Source organism: Dysgonomonas sp. HDW5B, assembly GCF_011299335.1.
In the GTDB taxonomy this organism is placed as follows: Bacteria; Bacteroidota; Bacteroidia; order Bacteroidales; family Dysgonomonadaceae; genus Dysgonomonas_A.
On the sequence record NZ_CP049858.1, the window covers coordinates 3,501,498 to 3,520,183 of the forward strand.

The 18,686-nt window shown below is 37.7% G+C and carries 14 protein-coding genes; 7 read left to right on the top strand and 7 right to left on the bottom strand.

Features of this window, described 5'->3' with window-relative positions:
* The first annotated feature begins 13 nt into the window (after window positions 1-13).
* The 7 genes from G7051_RS14460 (at window position 14) to G7051_RS14490 (ending at window position 10,836) form a co-directional block, all read left to right on the top strand.
* Window positions 14-1,888 carry an AmpG family muropeptide MFS transporter gene (locus G7051_RS14460; RefSeq protein WP_166201353.1) on the top strand — a complete coding sequence of 625 codons (1,875 nt, stop codon included), beginning with the start codon at window positions 14-16 and terminating at the stop codon, window positions 1,886-1,888.
* A 122-nt stretch (window positions 1,889-2,010) separates the two neighbouring features.
* Window positions 2,011-3,246 (top strand): exo-beta-N-acetylmuramidase NamZ domain-containing protein, encoded by a 1,236-nt coding sequence (locus tag G7051_RS14465; RefSeq protein WP_166201356.1) that lies wholly within the window; start codon window positions 2,011-2,013, stop codon window positions 3,244-3,246.
* Between the two features lie 32 nt (window positions 3,247-3,278).
* On the top strand, window positions 3,279-4,448 hold the full coding sequence (locus tag G7051_RS14470) for an acyltransferase family protein (RefSeq protein ID WP_166201358.1): 1,170 nt from the start codon (window positions 3,279-3,281) through the stop codon (window positions 4,446-4,448).
* A complete protein-coding gene (locus G7051_RS14475) occupies window positions 4,445-5,296 on the top strand; it encodes an ATPase (protein ID WP_166201360.1) in 852 nt (283 codons plus the stop codon). Before G7051_RS14470 ends, G7051_RS14475 begins: the two co-directional genes overlap by 4 nt.
* Window positions 5,297-5,537: 241 nt before the next feature.
* Complete coding sequence (gene murQ, locus G7051_RS14480) at window positions 5,538-6,356, top strand: N-acetylmuramic acid 6-phosphate etherase (RefSeq protein ID WP_166201362.1); 819 nt, start codon at window positions 5,538-5,540, stop codon at window positions 6,354-6,356.
* A gap of 129 nt (window positions 6,357-6,485) precedes the next feature.
* Window positions 6,486-8,327: a PQQ-binding-like beta-propeller repeat protein gene (locus tag G7051_RS14485; protein ID WP_166201364.1), complete on the top strand. Its 1,842-nt coding sequence runs from the start codon at window positions 6,486-6,488 to the stop codon at window positions 8,325-8,327.
* A 28-nt stretch (window positions 8,328-8,355) separates the two neighbouring features.
* Complete coding sequence (locus G7051_RS14490; protein WP_166201366.1) at window positions 8,356-10,836, top strand: glycoside hydrolase family 9 protein; 2,481 nt, start codon at window positions 8,356-8,358, stop codon at window positions 10,834-10,836.
* A gap of 401 nt (window positions 10,837-11,237) precedes the next feature.
* Here G7051_RS14490 and G7051_RS14495 read toward each other — a convergent pair whose 3' ends face one another.
* The 7 genes from G7051_RS14495 to G7051_RS14525 form a co-directional block, all read right to left on the bottom strand.
* Window positions 11,238-11,810, bottom strand: coding sequence for a hypothetical protein (locus G7051_RS14495; protein ID WP_166116551.1), 573 nt, complete (start codon window positions 11,808-11,810; stop codon window positions 11,238-11,240).
* Between the two features lie 403 nt (window positions 11,811-12,213).
* Window positions 12,214-12,447, bottom strand: coding sequence for a YecH family metal-binding protein (locus tag G7051_RS14500; RefSeq protein ID WP_166116553.1), 234 nt, complete (start codon window positions 12,445-12,447; stop codon window positions 12,214-12,216).
* Window positions 12,448-12,765: 318 nt separating this feature from the next.
* Window positions 12,766-12,903: a hypothetical protein gene (locus G7051_RS14505; protein WP_166116555.1), complete on the bottom strand. Its 138-nt coding sequence runs from the start codon at window positions 12,901-12,903 to the stop codon at window positions 12,766-12,768.
* 151 nt (window positions 12,904-13,054) lie between these two features.
* Window positions 13,055-13,771, bottom strand: a complete 717-nt coding sequence (gene pflA, locus G7051_RS14510; RefSeq protein ID WP_166201368.1) for a pyruvate formate-lyase-activating protein — start codon at window positions 13,769-13,771, stop codon at window positions 13,055-13,057.
* Window positions 13,772-13,836: 65 nt separating this feature from the next.
* A complete protein-coding gene (gene pflB / locus G7051_RS14515) occupies window positions 13,837-16,068 on the bottom strand; it encodes a formate C-acetyltransferase (protein ID WP_166201370.1) in 2,232 nt (743 codons plus the stop codon).
* A gap of 250 nt (window positions 16,069-16,318) precedes the next feature.
* Entirely contained in the window at window positions 16,319-17,512 is a 1,194-nt protein-coding gene (locus G7051_RS14520) for an ABC transporter permease (RefSeq protein WP_166201372.1), read from the bottom strand.
* Window positions 17,496-18,683 carry an ABC transporter permease gene (locus tag G7051_RS14525; protein WP_166201374.1) on the bottom strand — a complete coding sequence of 396 codons (1,188 nt, stop codon included), beginning with the start codon at window positions 18,681-18,683 and terminating at the stop codon, window positions 17,496-17,498. The genes G7051_RS14520 and G7051_RS14525 overlap by 17 nt, the downstream gene beginning before the upstream one ends.
* Between the last annotated feature and the right edge of the window lie 3 nt (window positions 18,684-18,686).

The following is an 18,686-nucleotide window of genomic DNA, read 5'->3' on the forward strand; positions in this document are numbered from 1 at the left end:
TAAGAGATAAACTATGCAAGAAAAGAAACAAAAATCGCCTTGGGCGTGGATTCCTACGCTTTATTTCGCCGAAGGTTTGCCCTATGTTGCCGTAATGACTATTGCTGTGATTATGTACAAACGTATGGGTATATCTAATACCGACATTGCATTATATACCAGTTGGTTGTATTTGCCGTGGGTTATCAAACCCTTTTGGAGTCCGTTTGTCGATCTGCTGAAAACCAAACGTTGGTGGATTGTTATTATGCAGTTACTTATCGGAGCAGGCTTTGCCGGAATTGCTTTCACTATTCCTTTGCCTTTCTTTTTTCAGGCTACACTGGCTTTTTTCTGGCTTTTAGCATTTAGTTCGGCAACGCATGATATTGCAGCAGACGGGTTTTATATGTTGGCACTCGATACCAATCAGCAGGCTATGTACGTGGGCATCAGGAGTACTTTTTACCGGGTAGCTACTATTATGGGACAAGGGGTTCTTATCATATTAGCCGGATTTTTGGAAAGTACATCAGGAAGTGAACCTGTTAAAATAAATATTGATGTATCTCCCCAATATACACAATCGACGATGTATATTCCACAAGATATTATACCGGAGGTACAAGAGGGTAAAATAACTTTTGTTGTAGATAAAGAGACCGTTAAAATGGGTACTCAAGGAGTCGATAAAGATAGCTTAAGTGCATTTCTTAAAAAAATAACTGCCGCTAATGAAGAGAACGGGTTTGTAATTAAAGAAACAGAGGCTCATAAAGCTGAAGCAGAAAAAGATAAAGCGAGTTGGTGGACGTCTCATGTTTCTCAACCGTTAGGTAATTGGATCAAGCATTCATTTGGAGAGAAAAGAGATGTTGAAGAATCTACCTCGAAGTTAGCAGGTAATATAGCAGTGGTGGCGATAAGGCTTTCGAAGCAACCTGAATCGGGCAAAGAAATGGTGCTGAATACAACGATGAATAAAGGAGACAAGAGTGTATCACTTATTTCGGGAGAGAGGTTGTCCTTTAATGAGAAAAATTGGAATAAACCGGCATATGTGGTTTTTCAGGCAGATCCTAAACTCACCGAAGTAACCACTGCCGAATATAAAGGTTTGTCGGGAAATATTCCTTTTGCTTGGTCTATCACATTCTTTGTATTGGCAGGTTTGTTTATATTCTTTAGTTTTTATCATCGGGTATTTTTGCCAAAACCGGCGTCTGATATTACGCATACTCATGTTACGGCTAGTTCTATATTTAAAGAATTTGGGCGAACTTTTGTTTCTTTCTTTAAGAAGCCACAGGCACTTGCCGCTATATTCTTTATGCTGACATACCGTTTTTCTGAAGCTCAGGCTCTTAAGCTTATAAATCCGTTTTTGCTCGATTCTCGAGAGATTGGGGGTTTAGGTCTTACAACGGGTGAAGTTGGTTTGGTATATGGAACAATCGGTATTATCGGGCTTACCATCGGCGGTATTATCGGAGGTTTTGCAGCAGCACGGGGAGGTCTTAAAAGATGGCTGTGGCCTATGACTCTGAGTATGTTGCTTACTATACTGACATTTGTTTACCTGAGTTTTTCTCAAACTGAAAGCCTGATTATTATCAATATTTGTGTATTTATAGAACAATTAGGTTATGGATTCGGCTTTACAGCCTATATGCTATATTTGATGTATTATGCTGACGGTGAGCAAAAAACAGCTCATTATGCTATCTGTACAGGATTTATGGCATTGGGTATGATGATTCCGGGAATGTTTGCCGGATGGTTACAGGAATTATTGGGGTATAATCATTTCTTTGTATGGGTTATGATTTGCAGTATTATTCCGATTATAGCCGTTTCATTATTGAAGATTGACCCTAATTACGGTAAAGCGAAAGAAGAAAAGAAATAGTTTTTTTAGTGTAGGGGCTGGGCTCTGCCCTGCTCGTTAAATAAAAAATCATATGTGGGTGGAGTGGAGTTAAACCCCATCCTTAGAGAATACGGAAATAAATATTTTAGATTACTTAGAATATGAAGAAAGGATTAACCATATTACTTATTCTCTGTGCTGTATTTGTAAATATTAATGCACAGAAGATAACGATAAAGACAGGAATAGAAGTTCTTAAAGAACAGAAATTCAAAATATTGGAAGGAAAGCGAGTGGGTTTAATTACCAACCCTACGGGAGTTGATAACAGTATGAAATCGACTATTGATATTTTGAACGAAGCTCCGAATGTAAACCTCGTAGCTCTGTTTGCACCCGAACACGGTGTGCGTGGAGATGCTCATGCAGGAGATCATGTAGATAATGTGACCGATCCGAAAACGGGTTTACCTGTTTATTCTTTGCATGGAAAAACCAGAGTGCCTACACCCGAAATGCTCGAAGGTATCGACGTTCTGGTATATGATATTCAGGATATAGGGTGTCGTTCGTTTACCTATATCAGTACTATGGGATTAGCAATGCAGGGTGCTGCTGAGCAGGGTATCGAATTTGTAGTTCTGGACAGACCTAATCCTCTCGGAGGAATAAAAGTCGAAGGAGGTTTGGTTGAAGATGGATTCATTTCGTTCGTCAGTCAATTTAAAATTCCTTATGTATACGGACTCACTTGCGGAGAGTTGTCACTGTTACTAAACGGAGAGAATATGTTGAAAAAGCAATGTAAACTTCAGGTGGTGAAAATGAAATCGTGGAAGAGAAAAATGAGATACGAAGAGACCGGTTTGCAATGGATTCCTTCATCGCCTCATATTCCGCAACCTATTTCGGCAATTTTTTACCCCGTGTCGGGTATTTTAGGAGAATTGGGTTATATGTCTATCGGTGTAGGATATACTATACCATTCCAGATGTTTGCTGCCGAATGGATAAAAGCCGAAGATTTGGCTGCTAATCTTAACAATTTGCATTTGCCCGGTCTTTATTTCAGACCGATGTATTTGAAACCGTTTTATTCGGTAGGACAAGGCAAGCAACTCGAAGGCGTACAAGTTCATATTATGGATTATGAGAAAGCCCGATTATCTGAGATTCAGTTCTATGTAATGCAGGAAGTTGCAAGCCTATATCCTGATAAAGCTGTATTTGAGAATGCAAACGATAAACGTTTCCGGATGTTCGATCAGGTAGCTGGAAGTGACTATGTGAGGTTGAACTTTGCCAAGCGTAACAAGTTTGCAGATATATCAGGTTTTTGGAATGATGCGGTAGCTCCTTTTAGAAAATTGTCGAAAAAATATTATTTGTATAAGTAATTCAGTTAACAAGTAGACTTAAAACAGAAAGTATGACTCAGCAATCTAACCAAAGACTCTTAGCTCTGGATGTCATGAGAGGGATTACCATTGCCGGAATGATTATGGTAAATAATCCGGGCTCATGGGGGAGTATTTATGCTCCTTTGGGGCATGCCTCATGGAACGGTCTTACGCCTACCGATCTGGTTTTTCCGTTCTTTATGTTCATTATGGGGATATCCACCTATATATCGCTCCGTAAATTCAATTTCGAATTTAGCAGTCCTACTTTATTCAAGATTTTGAAAAGGACAGCAGTTATATTTCTTATCGGTTTGGGTTTAGGATGGTTCTCACTTTCGTTGAGAACTTTCAATAAACTATCGGTTGAAGAATTAGGATTTATGGATCGTTTGATACAGTCGGTCACTAACTTTGAAAATCTTCGGATTTTAGGCGTGATGCAACGATTGGCTCTGACTTATGGTATTACTTCATTGATAGCCATTTTTGTAAAGCATAAGTATATCCCGTATATTATTCTGATAACATTGGTAGGTTATTTCTTACTCTTGCTGTTTGGCAATGGATTTGAGTTCAGCGAAAATAATATAGTATCGGTATTTGACCGAGCTATTTTAGGAGCAAATCACATGTATGTGGACAGTGGAGTTGTACTTGATCCCGAAGGTTTATTGAGTACCATACCTGCCGTAGCTCATGTGTTGATAGGCTTTTATTGTGGTAAGATACTCTTAAATACTAAAAATAATAATGAGAAGATACAGCAGCTATTTATAATAGGTACAATACTGATGTTTGCAGGTTTTCTGCTAAGCTACGGTTGCCCTATAAATAAAAAAATATGGTCACCCACCTATGTTTTGGCTACTTGTGGACTAGCTTCGTTGCTATTGGCTCTTCTGATCTGGATTATTGATATTAAAGGATATAAACGTTGGAGTGTCTTTTTTCAGTCATTCGGAGTCAATCCACTTTTTATCTTTGTAGCCGCAGGAGTGTTTGCTATTCTGATGGGTAATATCTCATTTGTATATGATGGAGCAGATATAACAATAAAAACATTTATATATAAAATTTGCCTTCAACCTTATTTGGGCGATTATTTTGGTTCGTTGATTTTTGCGTTACTCTTTGTTGGATTCAACTGGGTAATAGGTAGTGTATTGTATAAAAAACAAATTTATATTAAGATATGATATTATTGGCAGATGGAGGGTCAACTAAAGTTGATTGGTGTTTAGTTGATAAAGGGCAACTGGTAAAACAGGTTTTTACTAAAGGTGCAAATCCGTTTTTCAGATCGCGTGAAGATATCAGTGAAGAAATAAAAACGGCACTGTTACCTCAACTTGTCGGTTATACCATTGATAAAGTGTATTTCTATGGAGCCGGATGTGCATTCCCTGAGAAAAACGAAATAGTAAGAGCGGCAATAGCTGATCATATAAATGCTTCGAGTATCGAAGTGGGTAGCGATTTGTTGGCGGCAGCTAAGGGTCTTTGTGGTAAAAATCACGGAATTGCCTGTATTATCGGTACAGGGTCTAACTCTTGTTTTTATGACGGGCAAAAGATAACCCAAAATGTTTCACCCTTAGGATATATACTCGGAGATGAAGGAAGCGGTGCAGTCTTGGGACGTTTGTTTTTAGGAGCGTGTCTTAAGAATCAACTGACCGCCGGACTGAAAGAAAAATTTCTGGAGCAGTTCCAACTTACACCTGCGGCTATTCTAGAGAAGGTTTATAAAGAACCGTTACCCAATCGTTTTCTGGCAAGCTTGTCACCTTTTTTGAAAGAGCATATCAATGATAAAACAATCTATACTTTGGTATATAATGCCTTCAAGGATTTCTTTGTGAAGAATGTGATGCAGTACGATTACAAGAATAACGAAGTGCATCTTACAGGCTCGTTATCTTATCATTATCAGGATGTATTACGTAAGGTAGGGGAGGACTTAGGTGTAAAAATCGGAACTATTGTTCAGCTGCCTATGGAAGGTCTTATAAAATATCATTCGGAACATTACGTTCAGGCGTAAGAATGTAGGGACTTATTTATCTATCTATTATATGATTAGATGAGTGGATATGTATAACAGGAAGAATAAAAAAGAATAGGTGTAACTTTTGTCACTTTTGTAACCTTTTTAGGGTTTACTTGTTGAATATTAGTTTATTAATAAGATTGCAAAAAGTGACAAAATAGGGGATAGTTGTCACCCTGAAAATGTCACCTTTGTGTAAGTGAATGTAACTATTGTAACGAAAATAAGAACAGATATGACTTTTATCAAAATAACAGAACAATCGTCACTTTATGACGATCTGGAAAAGAAATCGGTACACGAACTTCTTGTAGATATAAATAAAGAAGACCAGAAGGTAGCATTGGCAGTCGAAAAAGCGATTCCTGCTATCGAGAAACTGGTTTCCGAGATTGTTCCGAGAATGGAGCAAGGCGGACGTATTTTCTATATGGGAGCAGGTACAAGCGGTCGTCTGGGTGTATTGGATGCTTCGGAAATACCGCCGACTTTCGGGATGCCTAATACGCTGGTTATAGGACTTATTGCAGGAGGAGATACAGCACTTCGTAATCCTGTTGAGAAAGCCGAAGATAACATGGAGCGTGGTTGGGAAGAGTTGAAAGCATATAACGTCAATGAAAAAGACACGGTGATTGGTATCGCAGCATCGGGTACAACACCTTATGTGATAGGTGTTTTGCGTGAAGCACGTAAACATGGTATCTTGACCGCATCTATTTCAAGTAATCCCGATTCGCCTATCGCTCAGGAAGCTGAAATAGCTATCGAAATGATTGTAGGCCCTGAGTTTGTAACGGGTAGTTCTCGTATGAAATCGGGAACAGGACAAAAAATGATTCTCAATATGATTACTACTGCTACCATGATTAAGTTGGGTAGGGTAAAAGGTAATCGTATGGTAAACATGCAATTATCGAACGATAAATTAGTAGACAGAGGTACACGTATGCTTATAGATGAATTGGGCTTGGATTACGAAGAAGCTAATCGTCTTTTGTTATTACATGGTTCTGTAAAGAAAGCGACTGACGCTTACCGGTCAGAAAACTAAATTGTGTTTATTAGCTGACTTCAAATAACTCTAAGTTCGCAGAACTATTTATTGCTTTGGCAAGTAAAACAACGACAGGTTGTTATGTTTTTAAAATGTGTCATTAAATATTTTCTTTAACTTAATGCTATGAAACATTTAATGTTATTTGTCTTCTTATTGTTTGCCGGTGTTGTTTCGGCACAGGATTTTCGTTTCGCTTTGATAACGGATTTACATGTGAGAAGTAATGATTCTTTGGCATATAACGATTTGAAGCGTACGGTTAATCAGTTGAATAAAACACCTGATATAAGCTTTATACTGGTAGCGGGAGATATCAGCGAAGAGGGAGACAGGGCTTCGCTACTCAAAGCAAAAGAACTGTTGGATCAATTGAAAGTAAAGTATTATATCCTGTCGGGAAATCACGAAACCAAATGGAGCGAATCGGGTTCTACTGATTTTGCCCATGTATTCGGATCGGAACGTTTTCATTTTGAATATAATGGCTTTAAATTCTTGGGGTTTGCCACAGGGCCTATTATCCGTATGATGGATGGACACGTAGCACCTCAGGACATTGTCTGGCTGCAAGAAGAATTGGGAGAAGATCCAAATAAACCTGCAATTTTAGTAACACATTATCCTCTTTTGCCTACCGATGTTGACAATTGGTATGAAGTAACTGATGCTGTCCGCAAATACAATATAAAAGCTGTTTTGGGAGGTCATTATCACAGTAACCGATTGTTTTTCTATGATGGAATACCTGCATTTATAAACCGTTCGAACCTACGTGATAAAACGGATGGTCTGGGAGGATATTCTATTTATGATATAACGAAAGATTCTATTGTGGTTTCGGAACAAAAGATAGGGCAGGAACCTCGCCGATGGGGTGGATATTCTCTTACCGAGCAATATTATAGTGAAGATAATTCGACTTACAACCGTCCCGATTTTTCGGTTAACAAAGAATATAATGCGGTGAAGGAAGTCTGGGTAACCAATATCGGTAAAACGATATATGCATCTCCCATAGTTTCGGATAATACAGTATTTATAGGTGATGATACGGGAACTTTCTATTCGATATCTGCTAAAAACGGAAAAATAAACTGGAGTTTTCAGTCAGGCAACCGCATTGTGGGCACTGCTGCTGTTGACAATGGGGTAGTTGTTTTTGGTTCGGCAGATGCCACTATTTATGCGTTAAACAGTAAAACAGGGAAACTCATTTGGAAATATTCTGCCAAAGAACCTGTTTTGGGAAGTGCAACTATCGACAATGGTATTGTGTATATTGGAGCAAGCGATCATACCTTTCGTGCCTTGAATCTTAAAACAGGCAAGTTAGTATGGGAATATACAGGAGTGAGAGGATATATAGAAACTCGTCCGCTTATATACGATGATAAAGTAATTTTCGGTGCATGGGATAATACCATGTATGCCTTAGATAAAACAACAGGTAAACTCCTCTGGACTTGGGATGGAGGTCTTAACAGAATGCACTTTTCGCCCGCAGCGGTATGGCCTGTGGCGGCACAGGGAAAAGTTTTTTTTACTGCTCCCGATAGAGTGATGACCGCTATAGATGCAGGAACAGGTGAAACTGTTTGGCGAACAAAAGAATCGATGGTGCGAGAAACAATCGGCTTATCGGAAGATCAAGCAAGAGTGTACAGCAAAACGATGCAAGATAGTGTAGTCTCTTACTCTACCTTAGGAAACGAACCGAAAAGGCTTTGGATAACCCATGTAGGATATGGTTACGATCATGCAGCTTCGATGCCTGTAGAAAAAGACGGAGTCGTTTTCGGCAGTACTAAAAACGGAATAATTTTCGCTTTAGATGGTATCACAGGGAAGCTTTTGTGGAAACATAAAGTAGGTAATTCGCTTATTGGAACAGTATATCCCCTAAGTGCCTCGGAATGTATATTTGTAAGTGGTCACGGATTGGTGGGACTACTAAAAAAGCAATAGTAATTTTTGAAACCTTAAATTTGATACGATGAAGAAAGTTTCTATCTTTTTTTGCTTTCTGTTTTTGTATTGTCTTTCACCAGAGGTACAGGCACAATCGTGGATACGGATCAATCAGTTGGGATATTTGCCTAACAGTATTAAAGTGGCGGTTTTTATATCCAATGAAGATCAGGCGACTTTAGAGTTTGAAGTAAAAGACGTGGTTAATAATACAGTTGTATTTACGAATAAAGGTGTATCTGCAAACGCCCAACGGTGGGGCATGAAACATGCAGCCCGTCTGAATTTCTCTAAAGTGACTAAGAATGGCGAATATTATATCGAATCGAATGGCGTAAAATCGCCTCATTTCAAAATAAATACGAATGTATATGATGGCTCTGCCGATTTTTTGCTTAAATATATGCGTCAACAACGTTGCGGATATAATCCTTATCTGGATGCGGAATGTCATCAGAAGGATGGTTTTATTGTAGATCATCCCACACGCACAGGCGAATATATCGATGTAAGAGGAGGATGGCACGATGCTTCGGATTACTTGCAATACCTCACAACTTCGGCTAATGCTACTTTTCAGATGATGTTTGCATGGCAGCAAAATCCTGATAAAACAATATTTGCGGATGAACATGATGCTTTGGGTAAAAAAGGCAAAAACGGCATTCCCGATATTTTGGATGAAATCCGATGGGGATTGGATTGGATGGTAAAAATGAATCCCGATTCGGCAGTCATGTTCAACCAGATAGCAGACGACAGAGATCATGCTTCGATGCGTTTACCTACAGAAGATAAGGTCGATTACGGATGGGGGGCAGGCACAGGTCGTCCTGTTTACTTCATAACAGGTGAACGACAAGGGCTTGGTAAGCATATAAACCGTACAACAGGGGTATCGTCGAGTGCCGGTAAGTTTGCTTCGGCTTTTGCTCTTGGTGCGGATATTTTTAAGGATATTGATCCTGCTTTCTCAACATTGATGAAAGACAAAGCCGGTGCAGCCTATAATTTTGCCGAAACTAAATTGGGCAATACTCAGACTGCCTGTTTGAAGTCTCCCTACTTTTATGAAGAAGATAACTTTGTGGATGATGTAGAGTTGGCTGCGGCTGTTAAATATAACTTGTCGAAAGATGGAGCGTGGCTTAAAAAAGCTGATTATTGGGGACAACTGGAGGAAGTAACTCCGTGGATGGAATTGGGTAGGGCACGCCATTATCAGTTTTATCCGTTTGTGAATTTAGGACATTATTACCTTTCTCAATCAAATGATTATGCGGTAAGGGCTAAATACATTCGGTTTATGAAAAACGGATTGGAAGCTATTGCCAAAAGAGCAAAAGAGCAGGATGATCCGTTTATGAATGGCATACCTTTTATCTGGTGTTCGAACAATCTGGTTGCTGCCGCTATTACACAAGCACATTTGTATCAAGAGGCATCGGGAGATAATTCGTATGCTGAAATGGAAGCAGCTCTGAGAGATTGGTTGTTAGGCTGTAATCCATGGGGAACATCTATGATTTGCGGTTTTCCGGAGAGTGGAGATTCACCAACGCGTCCGCATTCGGCATACGTTGATATTATGAAAGATATTCCATACGGCGGATTGGTAGACGGACCCATATACAGGCACATATACGAATCGTTGCTTGGTATACATTTGGTTTATGACGATGAGTATGCTCCGTTTCAATTCGGGGAGGCTGTGTATCACAATGATCCGGGAGATTATTCTTCAAATGAACCTACAATGGATGGTACAGCCAGTTTGAGCTATTATTTATCGGCAATGCAAAAAGCAGGTCAGGATCAGGCAAAGATCGTTACAGATAGTCAGGGAGCTATTGTCCGAAAGGATATCGATACGAAAGTTATCAGACTTATCTTTTCTGCTGATGTTGCTTTTGAAGGAGCTCCTTTTATCTTGAAAACATTGGATAAACATAATATCAAAGGCTCGTTCTTTCTGACGGGTAATTGCCTTAGAACAAAAGAGCATGAAGGTATTATAAAGCAATTGATTAAAAAAGGACATTACGTCGGGGCACACTCCGATAAGCATATTTTGTATGCTTCGTGGGACGATCGCCAGCATACATTGGTATCTCCCGATAGTTTGATACAGGATCTTCGGTGGAATATGTATGAACTAGCAAGAGTAGGGGTAGATACAAGTAAGGTAAATTATTATCTTCCTCCTTCGGAGTGGTACAATACGGAAAATGTAAAGTTAATTGAATTGGAAGGGCAAAAGGTAATCAATTTTACTCCCGGTATAAGGACTGCTGCCGATTATACTACACCTGATATGAAAAACTATAAGTCGTCGCAGGAGTTGATCGATTTATTGTATGCTTTTGAGAAAGAACAAGGTTTGAATGGAGCTGTAATTCTAATTCATCCGGGCACTCATAAAGACCGAAAAGATAAGTTATACCTGCATTTGGATGAAATAGTTAGAAACTTGAAAAGTAAAGGATATACATTTGACCGTTTCTAAAAAGAAACGTTATCGGTAGTATATGATGAAAATAAGAATCATATATATGATGGCCAATGATACTGCTGCCAGTGATATATATGACAATATCTTTCCTGCTTTTATATAACCTAATTTGCTGAGGATAAATCCTAGACCAAGAGCAATTAAGTTAACTATAAAAGTCCATTTTAATAGAATCTGGATAGATACGAATAATAGCATCCTCAAAAGTAATAAAACAAATGATAATTGAAAACCCGTTCACCATGTAAATAACGGCTATTTATAAGTAAAGCCCCTGATAAAGGGGCTTTACTCTAACTTATTTTCTGTGTACAATTTCTCTTAAGAGTTGTGTTATTTAATAATCTTTCTACCTACACATTTGTTTTTTTAGAACTCTCTAAGATTTCATTGATTTAGAATTCTTTGATTTCTTTGATCAATTTTTTTGAAGGCAAATAAACCTGGAATCCAATTCCGAATGAAAGTGATTGACTATATGCACTTGAACCAAAACCAACGATACCGCCGTATTTTACTATAGCTTCAAGACCTATACTTGGAGTGATGAAATAAGAAATACCAGGACCAAAGCCAAAGCCGAGACCATTAGTAGTTGTTCTGTTTACTCTATTATCTGTACCTTCAAATCCGGCATTAGCTTCTAAGAAGAATTTGGTTTGTCTGAAAGCCGGAAGTTTTTCTGCACTGACAAAGTAACGAGCTAGAGGACCTATTCCATAACTATAAGAGTTTCCGTCTTGTCCATTTACGTGATTAAGTCCAAATTTTCCGTATCCTCCGACTGCTAATCCATCTTTAATAAACCATGCAGCTGTAGGTGTCACCTGAAATGTTGTTTGGCGATCAAATTCCAGATTTAAATTAGTTAGACTACCTCCGATCATAACATTACCTTCGTTTATCTGAGCGTTTGCGATATTTGCTCCTCCGAATAGGAGTGCGGCAAATAAAATTAATTTTTTCATAATTGAATAATTTAAATAAATGCTACATATATTAACAGTATATATAACAACGATCTAGGGCATTTGTTGACAATTTAAGAGGAAATTATCAATATAAGCTGACTAATAATTATAGTTTAAAGAGACTTTGTTCTGTAATGTGTTATTTTATAGGGTAATATAGTTGTGTTCGATAAGTGTTTGAAAATTGTTATTTTTCTTTCTGTTTTTTGATTATAAGATGCTTTTTTAGGTTTTATTATTTTGTTTTTATAAAAATGAGGGCAATAAATGATGTCAGATATTCTATTAATTCAGAATATCTGACATCATTTATTAAGTGTTCAGGAATATGATCTCCTGTACTAATATCTTGTTAAGTCAGGCTAATAAATTAATATCTAAAATATAAGTGGCTACAATATTAATGATTGCAAACTTTACTTATATCTACAGTAAACCCACTATCGGAGGGCATGAATTTTCCTTTGTTCTTGAGGAATATGATTAGTTCATCTATATTCATATTCTCCGCAGAACATGCATAGAATGTTTGATTCTCGCCAAATGTCTCTTTGATAGCTTCAATTAATGAGGTTTCCGTATAACTATTTCCTTCCATCATATGTAGGACTGCGTGTGCATGTATTTGTTCCATCTTGTATTTCTATTTTTATTATTAAGTACAAATGTACAGATCTAACTTAGATATTCTGTGTAACATATGTTACATACTTTATGCTTGTGGATATAGAAAAATACCAATAATAGGAGATCGAAATAGTCAAGAGGAAACCTATAATTTCTACAATTATAAATTTCCTCTCTGTGCAACATAATATTTTATGTGCCTATATTCTAAACATCATGGAGTTATAATTTGTTTGAAGTATTATTTTTTATTAGGTATAAACAAACTCTCTTAACTGAACACTCACATAAAAGAAGCTCGTACACTCACGGGCTTCTTTATTTATTACTCATATTTAGCGATTACTGCTGATATACGTTCATATAAATCGTCAAAATTACATATGTACTCATCAGAATCCAGAACTCGCTTTACATACCTTAAAGTATCCAGTAATTCCATTTTGTCTTTGTCTATTGCCATTTAATTCATATTAGTTATTATGCAATATAACATATTTGTGTTTTTAATTGTTTTATTAATAGATACTTAATATGCCTGTATTATTTTATCTATCATTTAGATTATTGAAGTTCAAATATGTTATTAGCTATGTGTTGAAGATTATTGTGTGTTAGACCGGTAACCCATAAGATTTGAAAATTGCTTCTGCTTTTTTTCTCAGTTCCGGACTTGGGGGCTCTATATCTTTTAGTTTATATTTGATGTTTAATTCTTCCCATTTATGAGTTGCCATTTGATGAAAAGGAAGAATATCCACTCGTTCTACATTCTTAAATTGCGATGTGTACTTTGCCCATTCAATTAAGTCTTGTTCGTCATCGGTATAGTCCGGTACTAGAACGTAGCGTAACCACACAGCCTTATTTATAGAAGCCAGATAGTTCAGAAACTTCAAAGTCGGTTCAAGTGCTGCTCCGGTAAGAGTTTTGTACTTCTCAGGATTAATTTGTTTGATATCGAGTAAAACCAAGTCGGTATAATTGAGTACCTCTTTTACTTGCTCGTTCAATAATATGCCCGATGTATCAATTGCAGTATGAATGTTATGCCCTTTACAGATCTTAAATAACTCCAATATAAATGGTGCTTGCAGTAAGGGTTCTCCTCCCGAAACGGTGACACCTCCACGTACAAATGCTTTTACTTTTTCAATTTCGTGAAAAGCTTCCTGAGGACTCAATTCATATTTGGCATTACACATTTCCCATGTATCGGGATTGTGGCAATACATACAACGGAGCGGGCAGCCTTGCATAAATAAAACAAAGCGTATTCCGGGGCCGTCTTTTGTGCCAAAGGTTTCGAAAGAATGAATAAGTCCGTTCATGAAAATAAAATTAACAGAGAATCGTAAAATGCGATTCTCTGTTCAATGATATAAATGTATACGAATTAAAATGCAGTTGTTATGGTTCTGTTTATCACATCTAATTGTTGCTCACGCGTAAGTTTTATGAAATTTACGGCATAACCCGAAACACGTATTGTCAATTGAGGGTATTGTTCCGGACGTTCCATTGCATCGATCAGTAAATCTCTGTCAAACACATTCACATTCAGATGATGTCCCGATTGAAGGAAATACCCGTCCAATAAGCCTGATAAATTTGCTGCTTCCTCATCCCTGTTTTTACCCAAAGTATTAGGAGTTATAGCAAATGTGTATGAGATACCATCATTGGCATGTTCGAACGGAAGTTTAGCTACAGAAGAGAGCGAAGCAACTGCCCCTTTTGTATCGCGTCCGTGCATTGGGTTGGCTCCCGGAGCAAACGGAGTACCGTCACGACGTCCATCCGGTGTATTCCCGGTTTTCTTGCCATAAACAACATTTGAGGTTATAGTCAGTACCGATTGTGTTGGGATGGCATCTTTATACATCTTACGCTTACGAATCTTATTCATAAACTTCTCGACAATTTCGACTGCAAACTTATCTGTATTATCGTCATTATTTCCAAAAGGAATATAGTCTTTTTCAACTATATAATCTACAGCATCTCCATCTTGATCTCTCACAATGCGTACTTTACCATATTTAATGGCTGCAAATGAGTCGGCTATAATAGATAATCCTGATACTCCAAATGCTTGGGTGCGAACAATATCTACATCATGTAAAGCCATTTCCAGTGCTTCATAAGAATATTTATCGTGCATATAGTGGATAATATTCAATGCTTTAACGTAGGTTTCCGCAACCCAGTCCAGTGTACGGTCAAATTTTTCCCATACTTCATCAAATTCCAGATAATCACCTGTTACTTTTTCTATCCAGTGTTTAGGCAGTACTTGTGCCTTTGTTTTTTCGTCTTTACCACCGTTTATCGTATAAAGCAAAGCCTTAGGCAGATTGGCACGGGCTCCGAAAAATTGCATTTGGTGACCGATACGCATAGGAGACACACAGCAGGCAATACCATAATCATCTCCTAACTGAGGACGCATTATATCGTCATTTTCATATTGAAGAGATGAAGTGTCAATAGAAACTTTGGCACAATATTTTTTCCATCCGTCAGGTAGACGATCACTCCAAAGGATAGTGAGGTTTGGCTCGGGTGCAGGTCCCAGATTATACAGTGTATGCAACATACGAAAGCTGTTTTTAGTCACCAGCGAACGTCCATTATTAGTCATACCACCTATCGATTCTGTTACCCAAACAGGGTCACCCGAAAATAATTCGTCATATTCGGGAGTACGTAAAAACCTGACAATACGCAATTTCATTACAAAATGATCTATGAACTCCTGAGCATCGGCTTCAGTAATCAATCCGGCTTGTATGTCTCGTTCTATATAAATATCAAGGAATGTGGTTACGCGTCCAAGACTCATGGCTGCTCCATTTTGATCTTTGATTGCTCCTAAGTAACCAAAATACGTCCACTGAATGGCTTCTTGTGCAGTTTTAGCAGGTTGAGATATATCGTATCCGTATGATGAGGCCATTGCTTTCAAAGCTTTCAAAGCTGATAACTGAGAACTTAATTCCTCACGAAGACGAATTAAATCATCCGTCATAACAATAGGGTCACATTCTTTGAAACGTCTTTCTCTTTCCTGTATCAGGCGGTCTACTCCATATAGAGCTACACGACGATAATCTCCGATAATACGGCCACGACCGTATGCATCCGGTAGCCCTGTTAATAAACCGTTGCTTCTGGCACGGCGGATACTATCTGTATATGCGGCAAACACACCTTCGTTATGAGTTTTTCTATATTTAGTATATATCTCGGTAGTAATAGGATCTAATTTATAGCCGTATTCCTCTAAACTTTGCTGTACCATGCGCAATCCCCCGTTAGGGAATATAGCTCTTTTGAGAGGCTTGTCGGTTTGTACACCTACTATTTTTTCTAAGTCTTTATCAATATATCCGGCTCCGTAGGCATCGATTTGAGAAGGATATTTAGTTTCGGCATCATAAATACCTTTCTTTTTCTCCTCAACAAACATTTGGCTCAATTTAGCCCAAAGTTTTTGGGTTGCTTCGGTTGGACTTTCCAGAAAAGATTCATCACCTGTGTACTCTGTATAGTTTTTGAGGATAAAATCGTTTACATTGATCTCTTCCTTCCACTTATTTCCTTTAAAGTCTCTGTATGCTTCCATCGTTGTCTCGAATTAATATATTGGGGATTTCTAATACGTTTTTCTCAGGCTTTATTATCCTATGAGTATAGAAAATGGCATAAAAACGCATTACAAAAGTAATAACTTTTATAAAACTTATTCATATACTCATGTTTTTAGAGAAGAAACATGAGTATTTTTTGAGGTGAAATCTAATTAAGTAAATGGAAGTATTTAATGATTTATTTTAGTTGATAACAGCTTGCATTATTATATGTATGATGAATAGTTATTTTATAGCTTTCTTTATATTGTATTGATACGCCAAGCATGCTAAAATAAAGTATACAGCACATTGTATCCATAAAGTAATGTATTCAGTTTGGATATCGGCCATAGAAGCTCCCATACTGTTTACCTTCACAAATGCCAGTGTACCCGGAGCAGCAGGTATAATAAAATGAGTGGCTTGCCAATACCAAGGCATTAGTTCAAGAGGGTAGGAGATGCCCGAAAGAAATACCAGACCTACCGAAAAGAACGCAATCATCAATATCGGAGCTTCGGAGTCGGTAAAGAATACAGAGCCTGCCAATCCGAAAAAACAGGTGGCTAACAAATACGGAATGAATAACATAATTATTTCATAAGAGTTCCCTATATTGGGTAATTGAAATATGATCGGAATTAATCCTGCTAAGAATAAACCGAAAATAGAATATAGGATGCAGTAAACAAATGTCTTACTGATAATAATGCGTGATACTCGTTTGAGAGTTGTTCCTTGTTCTGCAAAATGGCGAATTGATCCCGATTCGCGCTCCTTCCCGCTAATCATGGATATTACCATCATTAAAGTCTGAAATATAATTATCATTATTACAGCCGGTATCAAATAAGTACCATATCCTTCGGTATAGTTATAAAGAGGTGTTCCACTTACTGAGATAGGCGTGGCTGCCGCTATTTGCAGTACATCTTTCGCTGGCAAGAAAACTACCATGTTGGGTCGGTATCTATCATCCAACTCCAGCATAGCTCCTGCTGAAGCTTCTTGTATAGACGAGTAGTAAAGGAATGCTTGCGTTACTGCATAGGTTATAAATATAGATTCTTCACCCCGATTTACTCTCGTATCGAAATCTTTAGGAATGTATATAATACCTGCAACCTTATTCTCTTTCATAAGTTCTTTAGCTGCAATAAAATCAACCGCAGTGCCATAAACTTCTACTTGTGGTGCAGCATCTATCAATCGGGTATACTCTCTGCTTAACTTGCTATTTGATTTATCAACTACAACAACCGGGGCATTTCTTATGACATTGGGTTGATACATGTAATTGTAGAGGAGACCATAAATGAAAATACCTCCGATCAATACAAGCAAGATAGAGTAGCTTGATGCAATTGTTTTGAATTCCTGAATTATCAATTCAACAATATCTTTTAGACTGCTTTTCATTTTAATCAATATCTTCATATTTATGACTTAAAATTGCATTTTTTAAATGTGGCAACATAAGAAGAGTTACCAATGGAAATAAGAATAAAATGCTGACATTTTGCCACGTGTAAGCAAATCCATAATTCCCGTAGAGTAGATTCTGGTTGATCTCAACAAAATGGCGGACGGGGAACAAAAAAGAAGCATAGTATACTGCCGGATACATAAAAGGTACCGGAAAAGTAACTCCTGAAAGTGTTGCCCCTAATGATGCGACCATAGACACTACACTCATGATAATCCCGATGGCAGGAAATAATGAGAATAGGAATACTCCAAAAGCCTGAGTTGCGATAATAAAAAGGATTGTAGTCAGATTCAATGGTAAAAATCCAGAAGAAAAAGGAATATCCATAACCCCGAAAATAATGTAGTTGGCAAATATACCTATAATACAGTATATAATAGTGTAGGGCAGAAGCTTACCTACTATAGCTGTAAACATATTCATATTTGCTGCTTCCAGCCACTTATCGGCTGTTCGGAATTTAATCTCGCTGCCAACAACATATACTGTTGTGAGTAAAATGAGAACCTGAAATAGAACAAAAAAGAATGGGTTTGTTAAGTAAATAGAATAATCTAAACTCGAATTATACAGTGGGTGGCTTTGGGTATTTACCGGAACAAGAAAGGTTGTGATCTGCTCTTCTCCCACACCCAGTGCTACAGCTTCGGTAACAATAGGTCCTAAAGCTAATGTTTGGAGCAGAGATTCAAAAGCACCATATATTTCTGTACCCACACTTAGCAAAGCATAGTGATAATAATACGCAAGGGTCGATTGTCTACCGGCCATAACATCGGATTCAAAATTATGGGGTATAACTAAATATCCGTAAATTATTTTCTGCTGTGTTGCTTTTCGTGCCGATTCCATATCGCTGTAATACTCTGTCACTTTAAAAGTGGGGACGGTTGCTACCGTTCTGGATATATTTCGGGATGTAGCGGTTTGATCTAAATCGACAATACCTATTGGTATATTTTCCATTTGTCCTGTCCCGAAAATAGTAACCATAAAGAAAACAGTGAACAAGGGTAATATAACACAAACTCCTAAATATAGTCTGCGGGAAGTCATTCGTATTAATTCTCGTTTTAATACTGAGTAAAAAGGGCTACTATTTTTAGAAATCTCATTCATGTT

Coding starts and splice junctions, on each gene's coding strand:
- G7051_RS14490 (WP_166201366.1), top strand. CDS start 8,356: ATGAAGAAAGTTTCTATCTTTTTTTGCTTTCTGTTTTTGTATTGTCTT.
- pflA (WP_166201368.1), bottom strand. CDS start 13,771: ATGAACGGACTTATTCATTCTTTCGAAACCTTTGGCACAAAAGACGGC.
- G7051_RS14460 (WP_166201353.1), top strand. CDS start 14: ATGCAAGAAAAGAAACAAAAATCGCCTTGGGCGTGGATTCCTACGCTT.
- G7051_RS14500 (WP_166116553.1), bottom strand. CDS start 12,447: ATGGAACAAATACATGCACACGCAGTCCTACATATGATGGAAGGAAAT.
- G7051_RS14495 (WP_166116551.1), bottom strand. CDS start 11,810: ATGAAAAAATTAATTTTATTTGCCGCACTCCTATTCGGAGGAGCAAAT.
- G7051_RS14485 (WP_166201364.1), top strand. CDS start 6,486: ATGAAACATTTAATGTTATTTGTCTTCTTATTGTTTGCCGGTGTTGTT.
- G7051_RS14525 (WP_166201374.1), bottom strand. CDS start 18,683: ATGAATGAGATTTCTAAAAATAGTAGCCCTTTTTACTCAGTATTAAAA.
- G7051_RS14520 (WP_166201372.1), bottom strand. CDS start 17,512: ATGAAGATATTGATTAAAATGAAAAGCAGTCTAAAAGATATTGTTGAA.
- murQ (WP_166201362.1), top strand. CDS start 5,538: ATGACTTTTATCAAAATAACAGAACAATCGTCACTTTATGACGATCTG.
- pflB (WP_166201370.1), bottom strand. CDS start 16,068: ATGGAAGCATACAGAGACTTTAAAGGAAATAAGTGGAAGGAAGAGATC.
- G7051_RS14475 (WP_166201360.1), top strand. CDS start 4,445: ATGATATTATTGGCAGATGGAGGGTCAACTAAAGTTGATTGGTGTTTA.
- G7051_RS14505 (WP_166116555.1), bottom strand. CDS start 12,903: ATGGCAATAGACAAAGACAAAATGGAATTACTGGATACTTTAAGGTAT.
- G7051_RS14470 (WP_166201358.1), top strand. CDS start 3,279: ATGACTCAGCAATCTAACCAAAGACTCTTAGCTCTGGATGTCATGAGA.
- G7051_RS14465 (WP_166201356.1), top strand. CDS start 2,011: ATGAAGAAAGGATTAACCATATTACTTATTCTCTGTGCTGTATTTGTA.